The 21,441-nt window shown below is 68.0% G+C and carries 20 protein-coding genes and 1 tRNA gene; 19 read left to right on the top strand and 2 right to left on the bottom strand.

What is annotated here, in order from left to right:
- Nucleotides 1-338 precede the first annotated feature (338 nt).
- The 3 genes from ABV606_RS02965 to ABV606_RS02955 all read left to right on the top strand — a co-directional run bounded on the left by ABV606_RS02965 (nt 339) and on the right by ABV606_RS02955 (nt 3,333).
- On the top strand, nt 339-866 hold the full coding sequence (locus ABV606_RS02965; protein WP_353988283.1) for a hypothetical protein: 528 nt from the start codon (nt 339-341) through the stop codon (nt 864-866).
- Between the two features lie 80 nt (nt 867-946).
- Nucleotides 947-2,017: a hypothetical protein gene (locus ABV606_RS02960; RefSeq protein ID WP_353988282.1), complete on the top strand. Its 1,071-nt coding sequence runs from the start codon at nt 947-949 to the stop codon at nt 2,015-2,017.
- Nucleotides 2,018-2,112: 95 nt separating this feature from the next.
- Nucleotides 2,113-3,333: an IS481 family transposase gene (locus ABV606_RS02955; protein ID WP_353987608.1), complete on the top strand. Its 1,221-nt coding sequence runs from the start codon at nt 2,113-2,115 to the stop codon at nt 3,331-3,333.
- Nucleotides 3,334-3,394: 61 nt separating this feature from the next.
- Here the strand turns inward: ABV606_RS02955 and ABV606_RS02950 are convergent.
- Together ABV606_RS02950 and ABV606_RS02945 are read right to left on the bottom strand one after the other, a co-directional pair.
- A tRNA-Arg gene (locus ABV606_RS02950) sits at nt 3,395-3,470 on the bottom strand.
- A gap of 55 nt (nt 3,471-3,525) precedes the next feature.
- A complete protein-coding gene (locus ABV606_RS02945; RefSeq protein ID WP_353988281.1) occupies nt 3,526-4,182 on the bottom strand; it encodes a hypothetical protein in 657 nt (218 codons plus the stop codon).
- Between the two features lie 180 nt (nt 4,183-4,362).
- On the opposite strand from ABV606_RS02945, the gene ABV606_RS02940 reads away from it, so the two are divergent.
- The 16 genes from ABV606_RS02940 (at nt 4,363) to ABV606_RS02865 (ending at nt 21,420) form a co-directional block, all read left to right on the top strand.
- Nucleotides 4,363-6,027: an arginine--tRNA ligase gene (locus ABV606_RS02940; RefSeq protein ID WP_281487256.1), complete on the top strand. Its 1,665-nt coding sequence runs from the start codon at nt 4,363-4,365 to the stop codon at nt 6,025-6,027.
- A gap of 65 nt (nt 6,028-6,092) precedes the next feature.
- On the top strand, nt 6,093-6,869 hold the full coding sequence (locus ABV606_RS02935; protein ID WP_353988280.1) for an LmeA family phospholipid-binding protein: 777 nt from the start codon (nt 6,093-6,095) through the stop codon (nt 6,867-6,869).
- Nucleotides 6,870-7,100: 231 nt separating this feature from the next.
- On the top strand, nt 7,101-8,528 hold the full coding sequence (lysA, locus tag ABV606_RS02930) for a diaminopimelate decarboxylase (RefSeq protein WP_353988279.1): 1,428 nt from the start codon (nt 7,101-7,103) through the stop codon (nt 8,526-8,528).
- Complete coding sequence (locus ABV606_RS02925) at nt 8,525-9,880, top strand: homoserine dehydrogenase (protein ID WP_353988278.1); 1,356 nt, start codon at nt 8,525-8,527, stop codon at nt 9,878-9,880. The genes lysA and ABV606_RS02925 overlap by 4 nt, the downstream gene beginning before the upstream one ends.
- Complete coding sequence (gene thrC / locus ABV606_RS02920) at nt 9,880-10,956, top strand: threonine synthase (protein WP_353988277.1); 1,077 nt, start codon at nt 9,880-9,882, stop codon at nt 10,954-10,956. The genes ABV606_RS02925 and thrC overlap by 1 nt, the downstream gene beginning before the upstream one ends.
- Nucleotides 10,957-10,985: 29 nt before the next feature.
- Nucleotides 10,986-11,933 carry a homoserine kinase gene (gene thrB, locus ABV606_RS02915; protein ID WP_353988763.1) on the top strand — a complete coding sequence of 316 codons (948 nt, stop codon included), beginning with the start codon at nt 10,986-10,988 and terminating at the stop codon, nt 11,931-11,933.
- Nucleotides 11,934-12,107: 174 nt separating this feature from the next.
- Nucleotides 12,108-14,267: a transcription termination factor Rho gene (rho, locus tag ABV606_RS02910; RefSeq protein WP_353988276.1), complete on the top strand. Its 2,160-nt coding sequence runs from the start codon at nt 12,108-12,110 to the stop codon at nt 14,265-14,267.
- Between the two features lie 2 nt (nt 14,268-14,269).
- Nucleotides 14,270-15,352 (top strand): peptide chain release factor 1, encoded by a 1,083-nt coding sequence (gene prfA / locus ABV606_RS02905; RefSeq protein ID WP_281487262.1) that lies wholly within the window; start codon nt 14,270-14,272, stop codon nt 15,350-15,352.
- 37 nt (nt 15,353-15,389) lie between these two features.
- Nucleotides 15,390-16,262 (top strand): peptide chain release factor N(5)-glutamine methyltransferase, encoded by an 873-nt coding sequence (gene prmC / locus ABV606_RS02900; RefSeq protein ID WP_353988275.1) that lies wholly within the window; start codon nt 15,390-15,392, stop codon nt 16,260-16,262.
- Nucleotides 16,263-16,330: 68 nt separating this feature from the next.
- A complete protein-coding gene (locus ABV606_RS02895) occupies nt 16,331-16,987 on the top strand; it encodes an L-threonylcarbamoyladenylate synthase (protein ID WP_353988274.1) in 657 nt (218 codons plus the stop codon).
- A 77-nt stretch (nt 16,988-17,064) separates the two neighbouring features.
- A complete protein-coding gene (locus tag ABV606_RS02890; RefSeq protein WP_353988762.1) occupies nt 17,065-18,294 on the top strand; it encodes an MraY family glycosyltransferase in 1,230 nt (409 codons plus the stop codon).
- Complete coding sequence (locus ABV606_RS02885) at nt 18,291-18,746, top strand: hypothetical protein (protein ID WP_353988273.1); 456 nt, start codon at nt 18,291-18,293, stop codon at nt 18,744-18,746. The genes ABV606_RS02890 and ABV606_RS02885 overlap by 4 nt, the downstream gene beginning before the upstream one ends.
- A gap of 178 nt (nt 18,747-18,924) precedes the next feature.
- A complete protein-coding gene (atpB, locus tag ABV606_RS02880) occupies nt 18,925-19,770 on the top strand; it encodes a F0F1 ATP synthase subunit A (RefSeq protein ID WP_281487266.1) in 846 nt (281 codons plus the stop codon).
- 50 nt (nt 19,771-19,820) lie between these two features.
- Entirely contained in the window at nt 19,821-20,057 is a 237-nt protein-coding gene (gene atpE / locus ABV606_RS02875) for an ATP synthase F0 subunit C (RefSeq protein ID WP_281487267.1), read from the top strand.
- An 8-nt stretch (nt 20,058-20,065) separates the two neighbouring features.
- Nucleotides 20,066-20,623 (top strand): F0F1 ATP synthase subunit B, encoded by a 558-nt coding sequence (locus ABV606_RS02870; protein ID WP_281487268.1) that lies wholly within the window; start codon nt 20,066-20,068, stop codon nt 20,621-20,623.
- Nucleotides 20,624-20,625: 2 nt separating this feature from the next.
- Nucleotides 20,626-21,420, top strand: a complete 795-nt coding sequence (locus ABV606_RS02865) for a F0F1 ATP synthase subunit delta (RefSeq protein WP_353988272.1) — start codon at nt 20,626-20,628, stop codon at nt 21,418-21,420.
- The last annotated feature ends 21 nt before the right edge of the window (nt 21,421-21,441 follow it).

The following is a 21,441-nucleotide window of genomic DNA, read 5'->3' as shown; positions in this document are numbered from 1 at the left end:
GCTCTGGCATCGACAAGATTGTTCAGTCTGCCTCTGGGGCCTCAGGCCACGCGGACACCTGACGATCACAGCTTCTTCGACCGTACTGCGGCGAATTTCCCGAGAAGCCACCCGGTCTGTCGCCCATCCCAGATCGCGAAGCCGCGAGACTGCGGTCGCGTCCCGGCGCCGCAGGCTTCCCGCACCTCGCCGATCTGGGCTTCCACAGCGATGTCGAGCTTCTCCGTGCCGCGTTCCGGCGCGCTCACTGCTCTGCACCGTGCCCACTGGCGGGTGTGCGCAGGCGCATCCGTCTGCCGGCGACCAGCCGGTACACCTCCACGAATAGGGAAAGCATCATGCGCAATTTCACACGAGCCGCTCTCGCGGTCGGATCAGCGGCCGTCATGGCGACCGCCGTCGCCCTCCCGGCGACCGCCGCTGAAGACACCACTACCACCACGGTCGAGGTTCAGGCGGGTGCCTTGAGCATCTCGGCACCGGCCTCGCTCGCGCTGTCGAGCGTCGCGCCGGGGCAGACCGCGTCGGGCGAGTTCCAGCCGGCGGAGGTCGTCGTGACCGACCTCACCGCTGACACGCTCGGCTGGACGACTTCGTACACCATCACCGACTTCACCTCGGTCTCGGTGCCCGAAGCGGCCATCTCGGCCGGGAACGTGACGTACGTTCCGACAACCGCGACGGTCAGCGGGACCGCGACGGTCACCGGCACCACCGCTGCCAATGGCACCGGTGTGATCCAGACGGCCACCGCCGTAACCGGTAACAACACCGCCACCTGGGGCGGCACCATCAGCGTCAGCATCCCGTCGGACGCTCTTGCTGCGGCCGACTACACCGCCACGCTGACCCACTCGGTTCTCTGATCCAAACGTCGCAGGGCGGCGGCGCCCGAACCCCGCGGCCGCTCTGCGACGCCACCGAACCCGCTTTTTCGATTCGAGTAATGAGGACTATTCCAGTGTGGCGATCACTCCTAGGCGCCGTCGGTCTCGCGCTGCTAGCGGTGACTGCGCCGTCAGCATCAGCGCTCGCGCTCTTCAGCACCGGTGAACATGCGACACCGGCCGACAATCCCTCCGGTAACGGCAACGGCATCGGCATCAGACTGCTCGACGTCCCTGTCGCCACTCAGACCGACCCTCGTGCCCGGTCGTACATCGTCGACAACGTCGCCCCAGGAACCGCGATCCAGCGCCGCGTGCAGATCCAGAACAGCACCGCCGAGAACCAAGACATCCGCGTATACGCGGGAGCGGCTCGGATCGAGGGGAGTTCCTTCATCGGCGAAGACGGCGCTGCCGAGAACGAGTTGACATCCTGGATCCGCGTCGAGAAGCCGACCGTGAACCTCGCACCCGGCGAGAGCACCAACGTGATGGTCACCATCTCAGTGCCCGAGGATGCCGCGGAAGGCGAACGCTACGCCGCGATCTGGGCCGAGGTCCGTTCCGCGTCGAGCGGGAACGTGATCAGCGCGAGTCGTGTCGGCGTTCGCGTGTACCTCTCGGTCTCGCCCGGCAATGGTCCACCCGCAGCATTCGAGATCACGGAAGTGTCCGGATCGCGCACCGCAGACGGAGCGCCGCAAGTGAGCGCGAGTGTGAAGAATACGGGCGGGCGAGCGCTGGATCTCACCGGCAGGCTCTCGTTGAGCAGCGACGGCAGCGGTCTTTCCGCCGGCCCGTTCGCTCTCGACCGCACCACGACGGTCGCCCCGGGCGAGCATGCACGGGTCACGTTCACCTTGCCCGACGCGCTGCCCGAAGGGCCGTGGGAAGGCATTGTCGAACTGACCAGCGGGCTGTTGACCCATGAGGTGAAAGCGACCATCACCTTCCCCGACGCGGGCGAAGCGGTCGCCGTGCAGACCGAGGACGACTCCCCGTTCGCGTGGGCGCTCTTGGCCATCGGAGCGGCGTGCGTGGCAGCCATCGGGCTGGCGGTCTATCTCGCGCTGAGGCGACACCGTAAGTCCGCGGACGCCAGGCGCCCCGAGCTGTCCGGGATGTCGTGAGACATCACATGGCGCCCCCAACAGTGTGCTGGCTCAGGACATCGTGAACGCATGTCTCAAGACATAGTGAACGCTCCGGTACGCCAGAATCAGCGGTGTCGCGAGCCCGTCTGGTCATCACCGCTGTCGTTGTCGAAGGTCGCTCCCAAGCCGAAGTCGCCCGCACCTACGGGGTTTCCACCGGATGGGTGAGCACCCTCGTGAAGCGGTGGCGCGAAGAAGGCGACACCGCCTTCCAGCCCCGCTCGAAACGGCCGCATCGCAGCCCCACGCAGACCCCGCCCGAGGTGAGCGACCTCGTACTGCGGCTACGGTCGACCCTGTCGACGGCAGGCCTTGATGCCGGCGCGGACACGATCGCCTGGCACCTGGAACACCACCACCACGTCATGCTGTCCCGGGCGACGATCAACCGGATCCTCACCCGCGCCGGCCGAGTCATCCCCGAACCGAAGAAGCGGCCGAAGTCCTCCTACCTGCGATTCGCAGCGGAGCTGCCGAACGAGTGCTGGCAGTCCGACTTCACCCACTACCGGCTCACCGAGCCCGATGGCGCCCCGGGCGAGGACACCGCGATCATCACCTGGCTCGACGACCACTCCCGCTACGTCCTCCACGCCTCCGCGCACCAGACGATCACCTCGAGAATCGTCCTCGACACCTTCACCGCCGCAGCCGACCTGCACGGCTACCCCGCGTCAACACTGACCGACAACGGCCTCGTCTACACCGTCAGGCTCGCCAGCCAGCACCGCCGCGGCGGCCGCACCGCCCTCGAAGCCGAGCTGCGACGCCGCGGCATCACCCAGAAGAACGGCCGCCCCAACAGCCCCACCACGCAAGGCAAGGTTGAACGCTTCCAGCAGACGATGAAGAAATGGCTCACCGCTCAGCCCGCGCAGCCGGCGACCCTGCCCGAACTGCAGCAGCTGATCGATGCATTCCTCCACACCTACAACCAGCACCGGCCGCACCGCTCCCTGCCGCACCAGGCAACCCCGGCCGCGGCTTACCGGGCACGGCCGAAAGCGACCCCGAATCGTGACCGCAGCGCCGACACGCACGACCGGATCCGTCGCGACCGCATCGACGACTCCGGCGTCGTCACCCTCCGCCACAACGGCAACCTGCACCACATCGGCATCGGCCGAACCCACGCCCGAACCCACGTCATCCTGCTCATCCAGGACCTCGAAATCCGGGTCGTGAACGCCGCCACCGGCGAACTCCTCCGCGAGCTCACCCTCGACCCGAACCGCGACTACCAGCCCACCGGCAAACCCAAAGGACCAGCCCGGCCGGCGACAGCGAAATGACAAACGCTCCGAACCCAAAATTGTGGGTTCGGAGCGTTCACGATGTCTTGAGACATCACAATGGCGCCCCCAACAGGATTCGAACCTGCGACCTTTGGTACCGGAAACCAACGCTCTATCCCCTGAGCTATGGAGGCTCGACAAGGGTATCAGCCTGCGACCGCCCGAGTGCGCAGCAGCCCGAGGCGAGCGTTACCTGAAGGGTCGAGCCGCCGCGGTGGCCAGCTGCTCTGCATCTCCAGCGCTCATGAAGCCCTCGCTCGCGACGACGAGCCAGACGTCGCCCACCTGCGCGACGATCTCGCCCTGACCCGCTCGCTCCATGAACCAGGCACCCTGCGCTCCCGAGACCTGCGCACGCGCCCCCGCTGATGACGCGGCGGCGGTGAGTCTCGCCAGGTCTGCAGCGCTCGGCTTCGACACGGCGACCTCGAACGTGTCGCCGCTCGTCTGGTTCATCCAGCCGCACGCCGTGCCCTGGCGCGCGACCGCCTCGGCAGCCGATGTGCCGGAGGCCGGCGAGTAGTCGGGAGCGCCCCCGTAGTTCGGATTGAAGTCATAGACGGCCTGCAGGCTCAGCAGATCGTTGCAGCCGATCGCGAGCGGCGTCGAAGGCTCCGGCGTGCTCGACGGAGTCGGAGCAGGGGATGCCGGGGCCGTCGGCTCCTGCGACGCAGTCGGCGTCGGGGGCGGCCCCGCCGTGCCCGATGGCTGCGGCCCTTCGGCTGTTGGCGCGCAGCCGGCGAGCAGACCGCTCACCAGCAGCGCACCGGTCACCGCAGCGGTCAACCGCGTTCTTCCGTCGCGAGCGTCGGAGAGAAAGGACCCTGCGGAGCTTGAGCGTGCCATGCGCTCAATGCTAGGAGCGAGGCCGACGCATGAACGCTCGCCACGACGTTGCAGGCGGGAACGTCGCTCACCTGTGCCACCCGGGGTGGCTCCGCGGTGAACCGACCTTGCCGAGCGGCCCCGCGGCGAACCGACCTCGCCGAGCGGCCCCTCGGCGACCCGCCGGTAGGATCGACCTCCGTGACCCCAGCTGAACTCTCCGCCGCCCTGCTTGCCATCGTCACCCGGGCGGTCGAGCGACGCGGGGCCCAGCAGGAGGTCAGCGTCTCTCTCGACGACGTCGTGCTCGAGCGTCCCCGAAACCGCGACCACGGCGACTGGGCGTCGAACGCAGCAATGAAATTCGCCAAGCGGCTCGGGACGAACCCCCGTGAGCTCGCGGGTGAGATCGTCGCCGAGCTCACGGCGGTCGACGGTGTGGCCTCAGTGGAGGTGGCCGGTCCGGGGTTCATCAACATCACGCTCGATGCCGCCGCCGCCGGTGCGCTCGCGCGCACGATCGTCGAGCAGGGCGATGCGTACGGAAGCAACGACCAGCTCGCGGGGCAGAGCATCAACCTCGAGTTCGTCTCGGCGAACCCGACGGGGCCGCTGCACATCGGTCACACCCGCTGGGCCGCGCTCGGCGACTCGATCGGTCGTGTGCTGCGCGCGTCAGGCGCTCAGGTCGCCAATGAGTTCTACATCAATGACGCCGGCGCGCAGATGGACAACTTCGGCGCGAGCGTTCTCGCCGCGGCAAAGGGGGAGCCGACCCCGGAGAACGGCTACCCGGGCGCCTACATCGCAGATCTCGCTGCTGCAGTCCGTGAGAAGGTGCCGAACCTCGACGAACTCGACGACGCGACCGCGCTCGAGGCCGCGCGCGAGATCGGGTACGAGCTGCAGCTTGCGGAGCTCAAAGAGTCGCTGCTGCGCTTCAATGTGCATTTCGACGTGTGGTTCTCAGAGCGCCGACTGCACGCGACCGGGGCTGACGGCACGAGCGCCATCGATCAGGCGGTGGAGCGCCTTCGAGCCCAGGGGCATGTGTACGAAGAGGACGACGCCATCTGGGTGCGCACCACCGACTTCGGTGACGACAAGGACCGGGTCATCAAACGCGGGAATGGCGTCTACACCTACTTCGCCGCCGACGCCGCCTACTACCTGAGCAAGACCGACCGCGGCTTCGCGCACAAGATCTACCTCCTCGGCGCCGATCACCACGGCTATGTGCATCGACTCAAGGCCATTGCGGGCGCCGCCGGAGATGACCCGGAGCGCGACATCGAGGTGCTCATCGGGCAACTGGTGTCGGTCAACGGCGCCAGGCTCTCGAAGCGCGCCGGCAACATCATCGAGCTCAACGACCTCCAGGCTTGGCTCGGCACCGACGCGCTGCGCTACTCGCTCGCGCGCTACCCTGCCGACTCGCCCCTCACGCTCGACCCGGAGGTGCTGCGCCGGCGCACGAACGACAACCCTGTGTTCTACGTGCAGTACGCGCACGCGCGCACCCACAACGTCGGCCGCAATGCGGCATCCCTGGGCGTCGACCGTTCGACGTTCGACGCGGCACTCCTCGATCACGAGACCGAGAGCGCGCTGCTCGGGGCGCTCGCCGAGTTCCCCCGGATCGTGGCGCACTCGGCTGAGCTGCGTGAGCCGCACCGCGTCGCGCGGTATCTGGAAGAACTGGCGGCGCTCTACCACCGCTGGTATGACAACTGCCGCGTCACGCCCATCGGCGAAGACCCGGTCACCGAGGTGCACCGCACCCGTCTCTGGCTGAACGACGCCACCGGCCAGGTGCTCCGTAACGGCCTCGCCCTGCTCGGCGTGAGCGCACCGGACCGCATGTGAACGAAGCGTGAGCGCGCGCTGAACGCGCTCGTTGCCGCATAGCCATCACCACGTAGAGTCGAACGATGACTGCCACGGATGCCGCGCAGAGCCGTTCGCGCAGGGGCCGTGTGCTCACCGGCATCCTGATCTCCATCGTCGTGCTGCTCATCGGCGCGGTCGCGCTCATCGAGACCGCGGGTCGCGCGGTCGCCCAGCAGATCGCCGCCGACCGCATTGAGCAGCGATTGCCGCCCGGCTCTGGCGACGCGGAGGTGACCCTGCCCGGGTCAGTCACGCTCCAGTTGCTGAGCGGCGAGTTCGAGCGGGTGGATGCTGAACTCCATGCCGTCCCCATCGACGAACAGTCGCCCAACGCCACCGTCGACGTAACGCTCACCGCGTTCGATGTGCCGCTCGACGGCGCCGTGCCCGCGCGGCGCGTCAACGGCGTCATCACTATCGACAACACCGCGCTCCCGGCACTGCTCAGGTCGGCCTTTCCCGAGGTCGACGGGCTCGCCGATTCACTGACGCTCGAGAGCGGCCTCATCCGATACGAGACCGAGGTGCGGGTGCTCGGTAGTGCGCTCGGCGTCGCGGTCGAGGCCCAGCCCGAGCTCACCAACGGCAGAGTGAAGCTGCAGCCGATTCGCATCGAAGCGCTCGACACGGGGTTCGCCGTCGAAGTCGAGGAGTTCGTCGATCCCGCACGGCTCGCCTTCGGATTCTGTGTCGCGCAGTACTTGCCCGCCGGGCTCGAGTTGACAGGAGTCGACGTTCGCGGCAACACCGCGCTCGTATGGTTCACGGCAGACGGCAATGCGCTCGCCAGCAACGCGGACGAGCGCGGCCACTGCTGAAGCGCAGTGTCGAACGGACTGCCAACGGTGCTGCCGACGATGCTCGCCCGGCCTCGAATCGGCGAGGCTCCGCGCGCGCGATAGAATTCCACGGGCTTCAGGGACCAAGCCGGGTCCGCTCGCCTCACCTCGATCCGCGGCGCGGCCTTGCGCCCCGTCAGCGCCTCGCCGACCACCTCGGCGTGGCCGATCGCGTACACGTATCTCTCGTACACCGTGAGGAGTCCGCCCTTGACGTCGAACCCGCTCGCTCCCGAGTGGCTGCAAGCGCCCAGCGACGCCAACGCGCTGCATGACGGCATCTGGTCGTCGGGCGCTGCGCGCACCGCGTCCGGTGAACTCGCGTTCGCGGGCGTGCCCGCCAGCGAGCTCGCGGAACGCTACGGCACGCCCCTGTACGTGGTCGACGAGCAGGATGCGCGCGCTCGCGCACACCGCATCCGCACCGCCTTCGAGGCAGCCGCATCCGACGTCGGTACGACCGCGAAGGTGTACTACGCCGGCAAGGCATTCCTCTGCACGGAGGTCGCGCGCTGGATGTCCGAAGACGGGCTCCACCTCGACGTCGCCAGCGGGGGAGAGCTCGCCGTCGCACTCGCCGCAAGCGTGGACCCCGCACTGCTGGGCTTCCACGGCAACAACAAGAGCATCGCCGAGATCGATCGTGCCGTGCAGGCCGGCGTCGGGGCCATCGTGATCGACAGCTGGATCGAGATCGAGCGGATCGCGGATGCCGCAGCTCGCCACGGCCGCGTGCAAGCCGTGCGCCTGCGCGTCAACAGCGGTGTGCACGCTCACACCCACGACTACCTCGCCACGGCGCGCGAGGACCAGAAGTTCGGTATTCCGCTCGCCGACGTCCCCGCGCACGTCGAACGCATCCGCTCCTTCGAGTCACTGCGTCTGCTCGGCCTGCACTCCCACATCGGCTCGCAGATCTTCAATCCGTCGGGATTCGCCGAGGCCGCTGAGCGGCTGATCGCTGTCCACGCCGAGCTCCTCGACGGAGGCGAGATCCCCGAACTCAACCTCGGCGGGGGCTTCGGCATCGCCTACACGGTGGCCGATGAAGTCGCTCCGATCGAGGAGGTCACGCGCGGCATCGCCGAGGCGGTCGCTCGCGCGGCAGGCGCCCGAGGCATCCCGGTGCCCGTGCTCGCCATCGAGCCCGGTCGCTCGATCATCGGGCCTGCGGGCGCGACCCTGTACGAGGTCGGCACGATCAAGGATGTCGTCGTCGCGCTCGAATCGGAGGAACGCACGGCACCGGGGTCGTCCTCGACCGCTATCCGCAAGTACGTGAGCGTCGACGGCGGGATGAGCGACAACGCGCGGCCCGCTCTCTACGAGGCCGACTACTCCGCCCGCATCGCCAGCCGCACCTCCGACGCCGATCCCGCGCTCGTTCGCGTGGCCGGGAAGCACTGCGAAAGCGGCGACCTGGTCGTGCTCGCCGAGTATCTTCCCGCCGACATCGCGCCCGGCGACCTGCTCGCCGTCCCCGCCACCGGGGCGTACTGCTTCTCGCTGTCGAGCAACTACAACTACCTCACTCGTCCGCCGGTGGTCGCCGTGCGTGATGGGGAAGCGCGCGTCATCGTGCGCGGCGAGACCGAAGACGACCTGCTGGCCCGAGACCCTGGAGTGAACCCCCGATGATCGAGTACCGCAACCTCCGCGTCGCCCTGCTCGGAGCAGGAAGCGTCGGCGCCCAGGTGGCACGGCTGCTGCTCGAGCATGCCGATGAACTGGCCGCACGTTCAGGGGCGGGACTCGAACTCGTGGGCATCGCGGTGCGCGATCTCGACGCGGAGCGCGATGTCGAACTGCCGAAGGAACTCTTCACGACGGATGCCGAGGCGCTCATCCTCGGAGCCGATATCGTCATCGAGCTCATGGGCGGCCTCGAGCCTGCACGCAGCTACATCCTGAAGGCGCTCGAGTCGGGCGCCGACGTCATCACCGCGAACAAGGCGCTGCTCGCCACGCACGGGCCAGAGCTCTTCGAACTCGCCGAGCAGGTCGGTGCGCAGCTCTACTACGAGGCGGCCGTGGGGGGAGCGATCCCGATCATCCGCCCGCTGCGCGACAGCCTCGCGGGCGACCGGGTCGACCGCATCCTCGGCATCGTCAACGGCACGACGAACTACATCCTCGACAGCATGCACTCGACCGGTGCGAGCTTCGAGCAGGCGCTGGCGGTGGCGACCGAGCTCGGCTACGCCGAGGCCGACCCGACGGCCGACATCGAGGGCTACGACGCGGCGCAGAAGGCGGCGATCCTCGCGAGCCTCGCGTTCCACACGCGGGTCGCTGTGGGCGATGTGCACCGCGAGGGCATCACGTCGATCACGGCAGAGCAGATCGCCGCGGCCACCAAGGCCGGGTATGTCATCAAGCTCCTCGCGATCTGCGAGCGCATCACGGATGCCGCGGGCGACGAGGGCGTGAGCGTGCGCGTGCACCCGGCCCTGGTGCCCGTGGACCACCCGCTCGCGGCCGTGCACGGCGCGAACAACGCGGTGTTCCTGCACTCGCTCGCGGCGGGCGACCTGATGTTCTACGGCGCCGGCGCAGGCGGCGTGCAGACGGCATCCGCCGTGCTCGGCGATGTGGTGTCGGCCGCGCGCCGTCACGTGGTCGGCGGCCCCGGAGTCGCGGAGTCGGCCCACGCCGATCTCGCCGTGCTGCCCATCGAACGGGTGCACACCCGCTACCAGATCACGCTCACCGTCGAAGATCAGCCTGGCGTGCTCGCGGCGATCGCCACCGAGTTCAGCAGGCACGGCGTCTCGGTCGAAGCGGTCGAGCAGTCGATCCAGTCGCACACGGCGGTGCAGTTGACCGAGGTCGAGCCCGCGGGCGGTCACGATGAGGATGCGGCCACCGCTACGCTGGTAGTCGTCACCCACCGGGCTCAGGAGGCCGATCTGGCCGCCACGGTGGCGGCGCTCGAGGCGACTCCTGTCGTGCGGAGCGTGGCGAGTGTGCTGAGAGTTGAAGGACTGTAATGGCCAAGCAGTGGCGCGGAGTGCTGCGCGAATACGCTGATCGTCTCGACGTGACGGATGCCACGCCGATCGTCACCCTGGGCGAGGGCGGTACGCCGCTGATCCCTGCTGACGCGCTGTCGTCGCGCACCGGCGCCAAGGTCTGGGTGAAGTACGAGGGGATGAACCCAACCGGCTCGTTCAAGGACCGCGGTATGACCATGGCCGTGTCGAAGGCGGTCGAGCACGGCGCGAAGGCGGTCATCTGCGCCTCGACCGGCAACACCTCCGCCTCCGCCGCCGCATACGCGACGCACGCGGGCATCACCTCGGCCGTGCTGGTGCCGGAGGGCAAGATCGCCATGGGCAAGCTCGCACAGGCGATCGCGCACAACGCGCACCTGTTGCAGGTGCGCGGCAACTTCGACGACTGCCTCGACATCGCGCGCGAGCTCGCAGCGGGATACCCCGTGCACCTCGTCAACTCGGTGAACAACGACCGCATCGAGGGGCAGAAGACCGGCGCCTTCGAGGTCGTCGATGTGCTCGAAGACGCACCTGACTTCCACATCGTGCCGGTCGGCAACGCCGGCAACTACACGGCGTACCACCGCGGATACCGCGAGGAGCTGGCGCGCGGCGCCACCACGAAGCTTCCTCGCATGTTCGGGTTCCAGGCGGCAGGGAGCGCGCCCATCGTGCTCGGCCACCCCGTGAAAGACCCCGACACTGTCGCCAGCGCCATCCGCATCGGCAATCCCGCCTCATGGGAGCTCGCACTGAAGGCCCGCGACGACAGCGACGGCTACTTCGGGGCCATCAGTGACGAGCACATCCTCGAAGCGCACCGCATCCTCTCCTCGGAGGTCGGAATCTTCGTCGAGCCGGCTTCCGCGGTGAGCGTCGCCGGGCTGCTCGAGCGCAGCGAAGCCGGGCAGATCCCGCGCGGCTCCACGGTGGTGCTCACCGTCACCGGTCACGGTCTGAAGGACCCGCAGTGGGCGCTGCGCACCGCGGATGGCGGCGAAGTGAAGCCGACCAGCGTGGCCGTCGACACGGCAGAGGTCGCGCAGGTGCTCGGACTCACCGCCGCATGATCCACGACAACCTGATGACCGGCGACACCATGATCAATCGCACCATCGAGGTCGGCACCGGCGTGCACGTGAAGGTGCCCGCCACAACGGCGAACCTCGGACCGGGCTTCGACACGCTCGGCCTCGCGCTGGCGTACTACGACGAGCTCGATGTCACGGTTCGCGAGGAGCCCGGCGTGCATGTCGACGTGCACGGCGTGGGCGAGGGCCAGGTGCCCACGGACGAGCGGAACCTCGTCGTGCGCGCGATCAAGCACGCCTTCGATGCTTACGGCATCGAGATGCCGGGCCTCGACATCGTCGCCCGCAACCACATTCCGCATGGCCGTGGCATGGGATCGTCCGGTGCGGCCATCGTGGCGGGCATCATGGCGGCGAAGGGCCTGCTCGAGGGCATCGTCGAGATGGACGCGCAGGCGGTGCTGACGCTCGCCACCCAGATGGAGGGTCACCCCGACAACGTCGCCCCGGCGATCTTCGGCGGGCTCACGATCGCGTGGGTCACCCCCGAAGGCCCTCGTTCCAAGAAGCTCATCGTGCACCGCGGCGTCTCGCCGGTCGTCTTCGTCCCCGAGCACACCATGTCGACCGCGCTCGCGCGCAGCCTTCAGCCCGAGAGCGTGCCTCACGAAGACGCGATCTTCAACGTCTCGCGGTCGGCGCTTCTCGTCGCAGCCCTCATCCAGAGCCCCGAGCTGCTGCTCGAGGCCACTGAGGACAAACTTCACCAGAGCTACCGGGCGAGTGCGATGCCCGAGACCGACCAGCTGATCAGAGCGCTCCGGGATGCCGGCTACGCCGCAGTGGTCTCCGGCGCGGGTCCCTCGATCCTCGTGCTGTGCGACGAGCCCCAGCAGCGCCTCGAAGCGACGGCTCTCGTCGAGCGCGAAGCGCTGACCCCGTGGCAGTCGCTCATGCTCGCCGTTGACTTCAAAGGTGCTACAGTTGTGCCGCACCCGGTCGGAGTCCTGGCCTAGTCAGTCTCCCGGTGTGCGTTTCACCCGGCTCTCGGCTCTTCGATCCGGAGGGCGTCCAGTCGCGAACGTTGTCCATCGCTTGCGCCTGCGTCCTGCGGCGCTCCGAATCTCGAGACGCCGTCACCCCATCAACCCGGCAGTTTCTGTCGCCGGGCCGAAAGGAACCCATTCTCCGTGACTGACGTCCACGACAGCACGCCCGCACCCAAGCGCGGGTCCTCCAAACTCACCACCCTCAAGCTCGCCGAACTGCAGCAACTCGCCACCGAACTGGGCATCGACCCCGCGAAGCTGCGCAAGAGCGACCTGATCGAGCGCATCACCGAAGCCCGCGGCGAAGCTGCCGAGGCCGGTGCGCCGGCCGAAGGGGCAGCCCAGCTGCCCATCGACCAGCTCTCGTCCGACGAACCCGAGCGCGCCGAAGGCGCCACGGGTGCGGCGCCCGAAGCAGCCCAGGAGCAGCCCGAGGTCGCCGAGGCCCAGGCCTCCGAGCGCGAGCAGCCTCGCGCCGAGGAGGGCCGTCGCCGCAGCTCTCGTCGCGTGACCGCCGCCGCGGGCACTCCTGCCGCCGGAGCCGTCGACGCGTCCGCGACCGAAGCGCCGGCGGAAGAAGCCCAGGCGCACGTCGGCGAGGCGAAGAGCGATGAGACCCCCGCCCGCCGCGACGATCGCTCGAATGGGCGCCGCCCGGCCGAAGCACGCGGCGGCAAGCCGCGGGGCGACGAGCGCGGCGACACCGTTGAGCAGACCGCCACTGCGGAGACCACCGCCGAGCAGACCGCCGAGCAGATCTCCGAGCCTGCCGAGGGCCGCCGGGAAGCCGCATCCGGCGACGACAAGAGCCGCCAGAGCCGCGAAGACTCTGATCGCGGGGGTCGCGAGACTCAGGGCGACGAGGAACCGCGCCAAGGCCGAGGCCGCAACCGCCGTGGTCGGCAGCGGGGCCAGCAGCAGGACCAGCAGGCTCAGAAGAGCCCGGACCAGCAGGCTCAGAAGAACCAGGACCAGCAGGCACAGCAGGAGCAGGGCCAGCAGTCGCAGCAGGAGCAGGGCGGCCAGCGGGGCCAGCGGCAGGCGCAGCAACAGGATGACGCCGAGCACCGCCGCGGTCGCAACCGCGATCGCAAGCGCGGGCGCGGGACGCAGCAGGACGACGTCGAGCCCGAGCTGAGCGAAGACGATGTGCTGATCCCGATCGCCGGCATCCTGGATGTGCTCGACAACTACGCCTTCGTTCGCACGACCGGCTACCTGCCCGGACCGAGCGACGTCTACGTATCGCTCGGACAGGTCAAGAAGTACGACCTTCGCAAGGGTGACGCTATCGTCGGCTCGATCCGGCAGCCGCGTGACGGAGAGGGCCAGGGCGGGCGTCAGAAGTACAACGCGCTCGTCAAGATCGACTCCATCAACGGGCAGACTCCCGAGCAAGCCGCTGCCCGCGTCGAGTTCGGCAAGCTCACCCCGCTGTACCCCCAGGAGCGGCTGCGACTCGAGACCGACCCCGCGCGGCTCTCAACGCGGATCATCGACCTCGTAGCGCCGATCGGCAAGGGTCAGCGAGGGCTGATCGTGTCGCCTCCGAAGGCGGGCAAGACGCTCGTGCTGCAGGCGATCGCGAACTCCATCGCGAAGAACAACCCCGAAGTGCACCTGATGGTGGTCCTCGTCGACGAGCGTCCCGAAGAGGTCACCGACATGCAGCGCTCGGTCAAGGGAGAGGTCATCGCCTCGACCTTCGACCGTCCCGCAGAAGACCACACGACTGTCGCCGAGCTCGCGATCGAGCGGGCGAAGCGACTGGTCGAGCTCGGCCACGACGTCGTCGTGCTGCTCGACTCGATCACTCGACTGGGTCGCGCCTACAACATCACCGCGCCGGTCTCCGGCCGGATCCTCTCGGGCGGAGTCGACTCGGCCGCGCTGTACCCGCCGAAGCGGTTCTTCGGCGCAGCGCGCAACATCGAGAACGGCGGCTCGCTCACCATCCTCGCCACCGCTCTCGTCGAGACGGGGTCGAAGATGGACGAGGTGATCTTCGAGGAGTTCAAGGGCACCGGCAACATGGAGCTCCGTCTGTCGCGGGCACTCGCCGACAAGCGGATCTTCCCCGCGGTGGACGTGAACGCATCCGGAACGCGTCGTGAGGAGATGCTCCTCGGCACCGACGAGGTCAAGGTGACCTGGAAGCTCCGCCGTGCGCTCGCGGGGCTCGAGCAGCAGCAGGCGCTCGAGATCGTGCTGGGCAAGCTGAAGGAGACGCAGTCGAACGTCGAGTTCCTCATGCAGATCCAGAAGTCGCTGCCGCAGGGCGCGCACTCGAAGGACGACTGAGCATGTTCGAGTCAGTAGCAGTGCTGCTGGCCGAGCATGAGGAGCTGCAGCAGCAGCTCGCCGACCCGGCAGTGCACGCAGACCCTTCGAGGGCGCGAAAGCTCAACCGGCGCTACGCCGAGCTGAGTCAGATCAAGACTGCTCACGAGCACTGGGTGCAGGCGGGCGAGGACCTCGAGGCAGCACGGGAGCTCGCCAAGGAGGACGACGCCTTCGCCGAAGAGGTACCGTCACTCGAGGAAGCCCAGGCCGAGGCGCAGGAGCGCCTCCGTCGCCTGCTGATCCCGCGCGACCCCGATGACGGGCGCGATGTGATCATGGAGATCAAGGGCGGTGAGGGGGGCGCCGAGAGCGCGCTCTTCGCCGCCGACCTTCTGCGCATGTACTTGCAGTACGCCGCGCACAAGGGGTGGAAGACCGAACTGCTCGAGAGCGACGAGAGCGACCTCGGCGGCTACAAGAACGTGCAGGTCGCGATCAAGTCGAACGCCTCCGATCCCTCACAGGGAGTGTGGGCCCACCTCAAGTACGAGGGCGGTGTTCACCGGGTGCAACGCGTTCCCGTCACGGAGACGCAGGGGCGAATCCACACCTCGACGACCGGTGTGCTCGTCTTTCCCGAGGTTGACGCTCCCGAAGAGGTCGAACTCAATCAGAACGACCTCAAGATCGATGTGTACCGCTCGAGCGGCCCAGGCGGCCAATCGGTCAACACCACCGACTCCGCCGTGCGCATCACGCACCTGCCCACGGGCATCGTGGTGTCGATGCAGAACGAGAAGAGCCAGTTGCAGAACCGCGAGGCGGCGATGCGCGTGCTTCGCGCACGCCTGCTCGCGCGTCAGCAGGAGGAACTCGCCGCCGCGGCATCCGACGCCCGGAAGAGCCAGATCCGCACGATGGATCGCTCCGAGCGCATTCGCACGTACAACTTTCCCGAGAACCGCATCGCTGATCACCGCACCGGGTACAAGGCGTACAACCTCGACCAGGTGATGGACGGAGCCCTCGACGCCGTGATCGATTCGTGCATCCGCGCCGACGAGGAGGCTCGGCTCTCCGAGCTCGGCGAGCACGACTCATGACGTCGCGGCTCCCGCTTACCACTGGCTTCCCAACGCCGTGACGAGTCTCGACCGAGCTCGCACCGTTGCCGAAGCGCGGGAGTCGGGCTCTGCCTGGCTGCGCTCGGCCGGTGTGCCGACGGCAGAGGCCGACGCCGAGCTGCTGATCGGACACGTGCTCGGCCTGAGCCGCGGGGGAGTGCAGGCAGCAGCCGTCACCGGCGCAGCGCTGAACGACCGTGCTCGATCGGAGCTCGTGGAGGCGTTCTCGCGCCGCGCGCGACGTGAGCCCCTGCAGCACATCACCGGCTCCGCCGCGTTCCGCTCGCTCGAACTCCAGGTGGGCCCTGGCGTCTTCGTGCCGCGCCCTGAGACCGAGTCCGTCACCCAGCTCGCGCTCGACGTGCTCGCCGAAGTCCCCGGGACGCCGCGTGCAGTGGATCTCGGCACCGGTTCGGGTGCGATCGCGCTCGCGCTGGCGAACGAGGTGCCGCACGCAGAGGTCTGGGCCGTTGAGAACTCGCCACGCGCGTTCGTCTGGACCCGCAGGAACTTCCGCGCGCTCGGCACCCCGACGTCGCACCTCGTGTTCGCCGACCTCGCCGACGCCTTGCCCGAACTCGATGGGACCGTCGACGTGGTCGTCTCGAACCCGCCGTACATCCCTCTCGCGGCCGTTCCGCGCGACCCGGAAGTGCGGCTCTTCGACCCAGCGCACGCCCTCTTCGGCGGCACCGACGGTCTCGACGTCGTGAGGCGCCTCTCAGCCACTGCGCGTCGCCTGCTCCGACCGGGAGGCACGCTCGTGATCGAGCACGGTGAGCAGCAGGCCGCCGCGATCGCCGAACTGCTCGCCCACGACGGCTGGCGCGCGATCGCCACCCACCAGGACCTGCTTCATCGCGACCGCGCAACCTCGGCCCTGCGCTGATGTCCACCGCGGGTGCGGTGCGCGGCGTCTGATCGCCCCCAGCGCCCGCGGCATAGAATCGAGCGGATATGACACGCATCTACGACTGCTCGGACGACTCCGATCTGTTGACGGGCATGCGGCTCGCACGAGCGTCCATCGGCCGTGGCGAGCTCGTCGTCATCCCCACCGACACGGTCTACGGCGTCGCAGCGGATGCGTTCAACGCGCGTGCCGTGCAGCGTCTGCTCGACGCGAAGGGCCGCGGCCGGCAATCGCCACCGCCCGTGCTGATCCCCGGCATCCCGACCCTCGATGCGCTCGCCGACACGGTGCCCGACGAAGTGCGCGCGCTGGTGGCCGAGTTCTGGCCGGGAGGGCTCACCGTCATCCTTCCCGCGCAGTCCGCGCTCCACTGGGACCTCGGCGACACCCACGGCACGGTCGCGCTCCGGATGCCGGCGAACCGCATCGCGCTCGAACTGCTCAGCGAGACCGGGCCCCTCGCCGTCTCGTCGGCGAACCTCACCGGACAGCCGGCCGCCACCACTGCCGCCGAGGCCGAGACGATGCTCGGCGACTCCGTGGCGGTGTACCTCGACGGCGGCGTGGCGGGGCATGACCCCTCCACCATCGTCGACGCCAGTTCCTTGCACCTTCCCGAGGGCAAGTTGAGGATCGTGCGCCACGGTGTGATTCCGGAGCAGGCCATCCGGGACGTCGCCGGGACCGACCGGTTCGTATGACCCCCCTCGTCGATCCGGCTGTCGCGCACCTCTGGCGCGGCGTGCTCGAGACCGCCACCGCGGCCGATTCCCTTCCGATGCCGCGCAGTGTCATCTACGCCCTCGTCGGAATCGTCACGGCGGTGGTCACCGGTGCGGTGGCCTACTTCATCTGGCGCCTCAGCATGCGGTACCGCCTGTATCCGAAGATCCGCGCGCGAGACGTGCACACCACCCCGACGCCACGGCTGGGCGGCGCCGCCATGTTCGTCGGCATCCTGGTCGGGATCGGGCTCGCATCACAGCTGCCGACCTTCTCGCTCGTCTTCAGCGAGCCGCTCAAGGTCTGGGCGGTGATCGGCGCCGCGACCATCGTGGTGCTGCTGGGCATTGCCGATGACCTCTGGGATCTCGACTGGGTGACCAAGCTCGCCGGTCAGCTCATCGCCGCCGGTGTGCTCGCCTGGCAAGTGCAGCTCGTCTCGCTGCCGATCGTCGACGGCGTCGCGGTGGGGTCGGCCTTCATGTCGCTCATCATCACCGTCGTGCTCGTCGTGCTGGTGATGAACGCCGTCAACTTCATCGACGGGCTCGACGGTCTCGTAGCCGGCGTCGCCCTCATCGGCAACGGCGTGTTCTTCATCTACACCTACCTGCTGCAGCTCGGCGGCAGCACGGAGTTCTTCAACCTGGCGAGTCTGCTGTCGGTGCTGCTCGTCGGCGCGTGCGCCGGGTTCCTCGTGCTGAACTGGCACCCCGCCAAGCTGTTCATGGGCGATGCGGGATCGATGCTCGTCGGCCTGCTCATGGCGGCATCGACGATCGCGGTCACCGGGCAGATCGACCCGTCAAGCTTCGCCACCGACCGGAGTTCCCTGCTGCCGGCGTTCATACCGATCGCGATCGCGTTCGCGGTGCTGCTGCTGCCGCTGCTCGATTTCGGGATGGCCGTAGCACGACGCCTCCGCGCGGGGAAGTCGCCCTTCAGCGCCGACCGCAAGCACTTGCACCACCGCCTGCTCGACATGGGCCACTCGCATCTGCACGCCGTGCTGATCTTCTACTCATGGACGCTCGTCGTGGCGGTGGGCTGCCTGCTCTTCCTGTTCCTCGACCAGTGGCTCACCTTCGGCATCATCCTGGGCGGCCTCATCGTGTGCGCAGTGTTCACCCTCGCCCCCCTCAGCCGGCGCAAACGGGAAGAGACCGCGGCGCAGCGGGCTCCGGCCGGCGCGGGCGCCGCCTATCGCGATCAGCTCGACGCGGCATCCACCGGTTCCGTGCCCGTCATCGAACACTCCCGAGCGAAAGAGAGTCCCAGCAAATGAGCGCCGCACCCGCCCTGAAGAAGGCCCTGGTCTACGGACTCGTGCTCGCCGGCGTGATCGCCGTGGTCGGAGGGGTGATCGGCTGGTTCATCGATGGGTGGGTTGGCGTCACCAGCGCGCTCATCGGCACCGCCATGTCGGCGGTGTTCGTCGCCATCACAGCGGGCAGCATTCTGCTCGCCGGCCGCACGTCGAAGGCAGGCATGCTCAGCCCCGCGTTCTTCGGGATCGTGATGGGCGCCTGGCTCGTGAAGTTCATCGCGTTCCTCGTGCTGGTGTTCGTGCTGCGCGACCAGCCCTTCGTCAACCCCGCCGTGCTGTTCTGGACGATCGTGGTGGCTGTGATCGGCAGCCTCGCCGTCGACCTCATCGCCGTCAGCCGTGCACGGGTGCCGTACGTCAGCGACGTGCGGATGCCGGGCGACACTGACCCGCGCGACCGCTCCGCATGATGCCGCTCGTCGCGCCCTTGCCACCCGGTCCAACATCGATCGTCGCGCCGTTGAAGCGCCCGCTCACGCTCGGCATCGTGCGATCCGCAGCGGATTCCCGGCCAGTGGCACCCCGCTCGATTCGTCGTTGGCCCTCCAGTATTGATAGGGTTTTCGACGGCCCCCCAATCACTCGCGCATGATCACCCATGCCCTGAACTTGGAGACAGCGCTGCTACTCAACGCTCTCAGCCTTGTTGTTCCTTCGGCGACTGATGATGGGGAGTTCCACGGGCCGTCGATCCTCGAGTTCTTCCCGGATGTAGTCCTCTTCGCGGGAACGCCGTTCGAGATGAACCGGATCATGATCATCCGGGTCATCGCCCTCGGCATCCTCGCCCTGCTGTTCTGGCTCGGCACTCGCAACATGAAGATGGTGCCCGGCAAGTTCCAGTCGCTCATCGAGATGGCGCTCGACTTCGTGCGGGTGAACATCGCAGAGGATCTCCTCGGCAAGAAGGACGGTCAGCGCTTCCTGCCGCTGCTCACCGCCATCTTCTGGGGTGTGCTGTTCATGAACCTCACCGGAATCATCCCGGGCATGAACATCGCAGGCACCTCGGTCATCGGGATGCCGCTGACGCTCGCCGTGATCGCGTACATCGCGTTCATCTACGCCGGCGTCAAGAAGCACCCGGGCGCGTTCTTCAAGAACTCGCTCACGCCTCCTGGCGTGCCCCCGGCTCTGTACATCCTGGTGACGCCGATCGAGTTCGTCTCGACCTTCATCCTGCGGCCGATCACGCTCACCCTGCGTCTCATGATGAACATGGTGGTCGGCCACCTGCTGCTCGTGCTGTTCTTCGCGGCGACGCACTTCTTCTTCTTCACCATGGAGGGCTGGTGGAGCCTCTTCGGGCTCGGCAGCCTCGCGTTCGGCATCGTCTTCACGCTGTTCGAGGTGCTGATCGCGCTCCTCCAGGCCTACATCTTCGCCCTGCTCACCGCTGTCTACATCCAGCTCGCGCTGGCTGAAGAGCACTAAACGGTTCCGGCACACGCCAGGACTGCCATCACGGAAGGAAAACAGAAAACGTGGACGCAACCTCCGTTCTCGCCGAGATCAACGGCAACATCGCGACCGTCGGTTACGGCCTTGCCGCAATCGGCCCCGGTATCGGTATCGGCATCGTGGTCGGCAAGACCATCGAGTCGGTCGCGCGTCAGCCTGAACTGCAGGGTCGCCTCACCGTCCTGATGTACATCGGTATCGCCTTCACCGAGGCGCTCGCCTTCATCGGCATCGCGACGTACTTCATCTTCACCGCCTGAGGCCCGCGATGCTCCAGGCAATCGTTCTCGCGGCGGAGGAGGGGACTGCCCCGAACCCGCTGTTCCCGGCGATCTACGACATCGTCTGGTCGCTCGTGCCGTTCGCGCTCATCCTGCTGCTGTTCTGGAAGCTCGTGCTTCCTCGCATGCAGAAGACGCTCGAGGCCCGAAGCGAGGCCATCGAGGGCGGCATTCAGCTCGCTGAGACCGCGCAGGCCGAGGCCGCTGCGGCGCTCGATGAGTACAACGCCCAGCTCGCCGAGGCTCGTGCCGAGGCCGCGAAGATCCGCGATCAGGCGCGTGCCGACGGCACCAAGATCCTGAACGAGCTCAAGGAACAGGCTGCCGCCGAGGCTGCGCGCATCACCGCGTCGGCACAGGCGCAGATCGAGGCGGAGCGCCAGGCGGCACTCGTCTCGCTTCGTTCCGAGGTCGGCTCGCTCGCGATCGATCTGGCATCCGGTGTGATCGGTGAGAGCCTCAGCGACGACAAGAGGGCGTCGGCGATCGTCGACCGCTTCCTGGCCGAGCTCGAGGCCGAAGAGACTGCAAAGGCGAACAAGTAGCGATGGGATCCGCAACGAGAGAGGCACTCGCCCGTGCGAAGGCGGCACTGTCCGCTCAGCAGGGGCAGGTCGACCTGACCACCGGTGAGCAGCTCTTCGCCGCCGGCCGGGCCATCGGCGACTCTGCTCAGCTGCGCGCCGCTCTCGCGGATCCGGCTGCCGAACCCGCCGCCAAGCAGGCGGTCGTCGCCAAGGTGTTCTCCGGGTTCACCCCTGCCGCTCGCGCCGTGCTCGACTCGGTCGCTGCGAACAGCTGGTCGAGTTCCGATGACCTCCTCGCGGGCATCGAAGAGCTCGGCATCCGGGCCACCGCCGAATCGGCACCCGCCGGCACCGACCTCGTGAGCCAGATCTTCGCGTTCGGGAGCGCCGTGACTTCCAGCGCTGAGCTCGAACTCGCGGTCGGAAGCAAGCGCGGCGAGCCGACGGCGAAGGCCGAACTGGTTCGCCGTCTCCTCGGAGGCAAGGCGAGCGCACAGGCCGTCGAGATCCTCTCGAGCCTCGTGCAGCAGCCGCGCGGGCGGCGCATCAGCGCACTCGTGCGCTTCGCCACCGACGTGGTCGCTGACCAGTCCGGCGCGATCGTCGCCGACGTGACGGTGGCGCAGCCGCTTGGAAGCGCTCAGCTCGAACGGCTCGCGAACCGACTGACCGGGCAGTACGGCCGGACCATCCGCATCAACCAGATCGTCGACCCAGCCGTGCTGGGCGGTATCCGCCTCCAGATCGGCGACGATGTGATCGACGGCAGCATTGCGGCCAAGCTGCACGACCTCAGACTCCAGCTCGCTGGCTGATCCAGCACACGAATAGGAAAG

This window comes from Ruicaihuangia caeni (assembly GCF_040536845.1).
In the GTDB taxonomy this organism is placed as follows: domain Bacteria; phylum Actinomycetota; class Actinomycetes; order Actinomycetales; family Microbacteriaceae; genus Ruicaihuangia; species Ruicaihuangia caeni.
The sequence above is the reverse complement of the archived record's forward strand: the minus strand, read 5'-3'. Positions and strand labels throughout refer to the sequence as shown.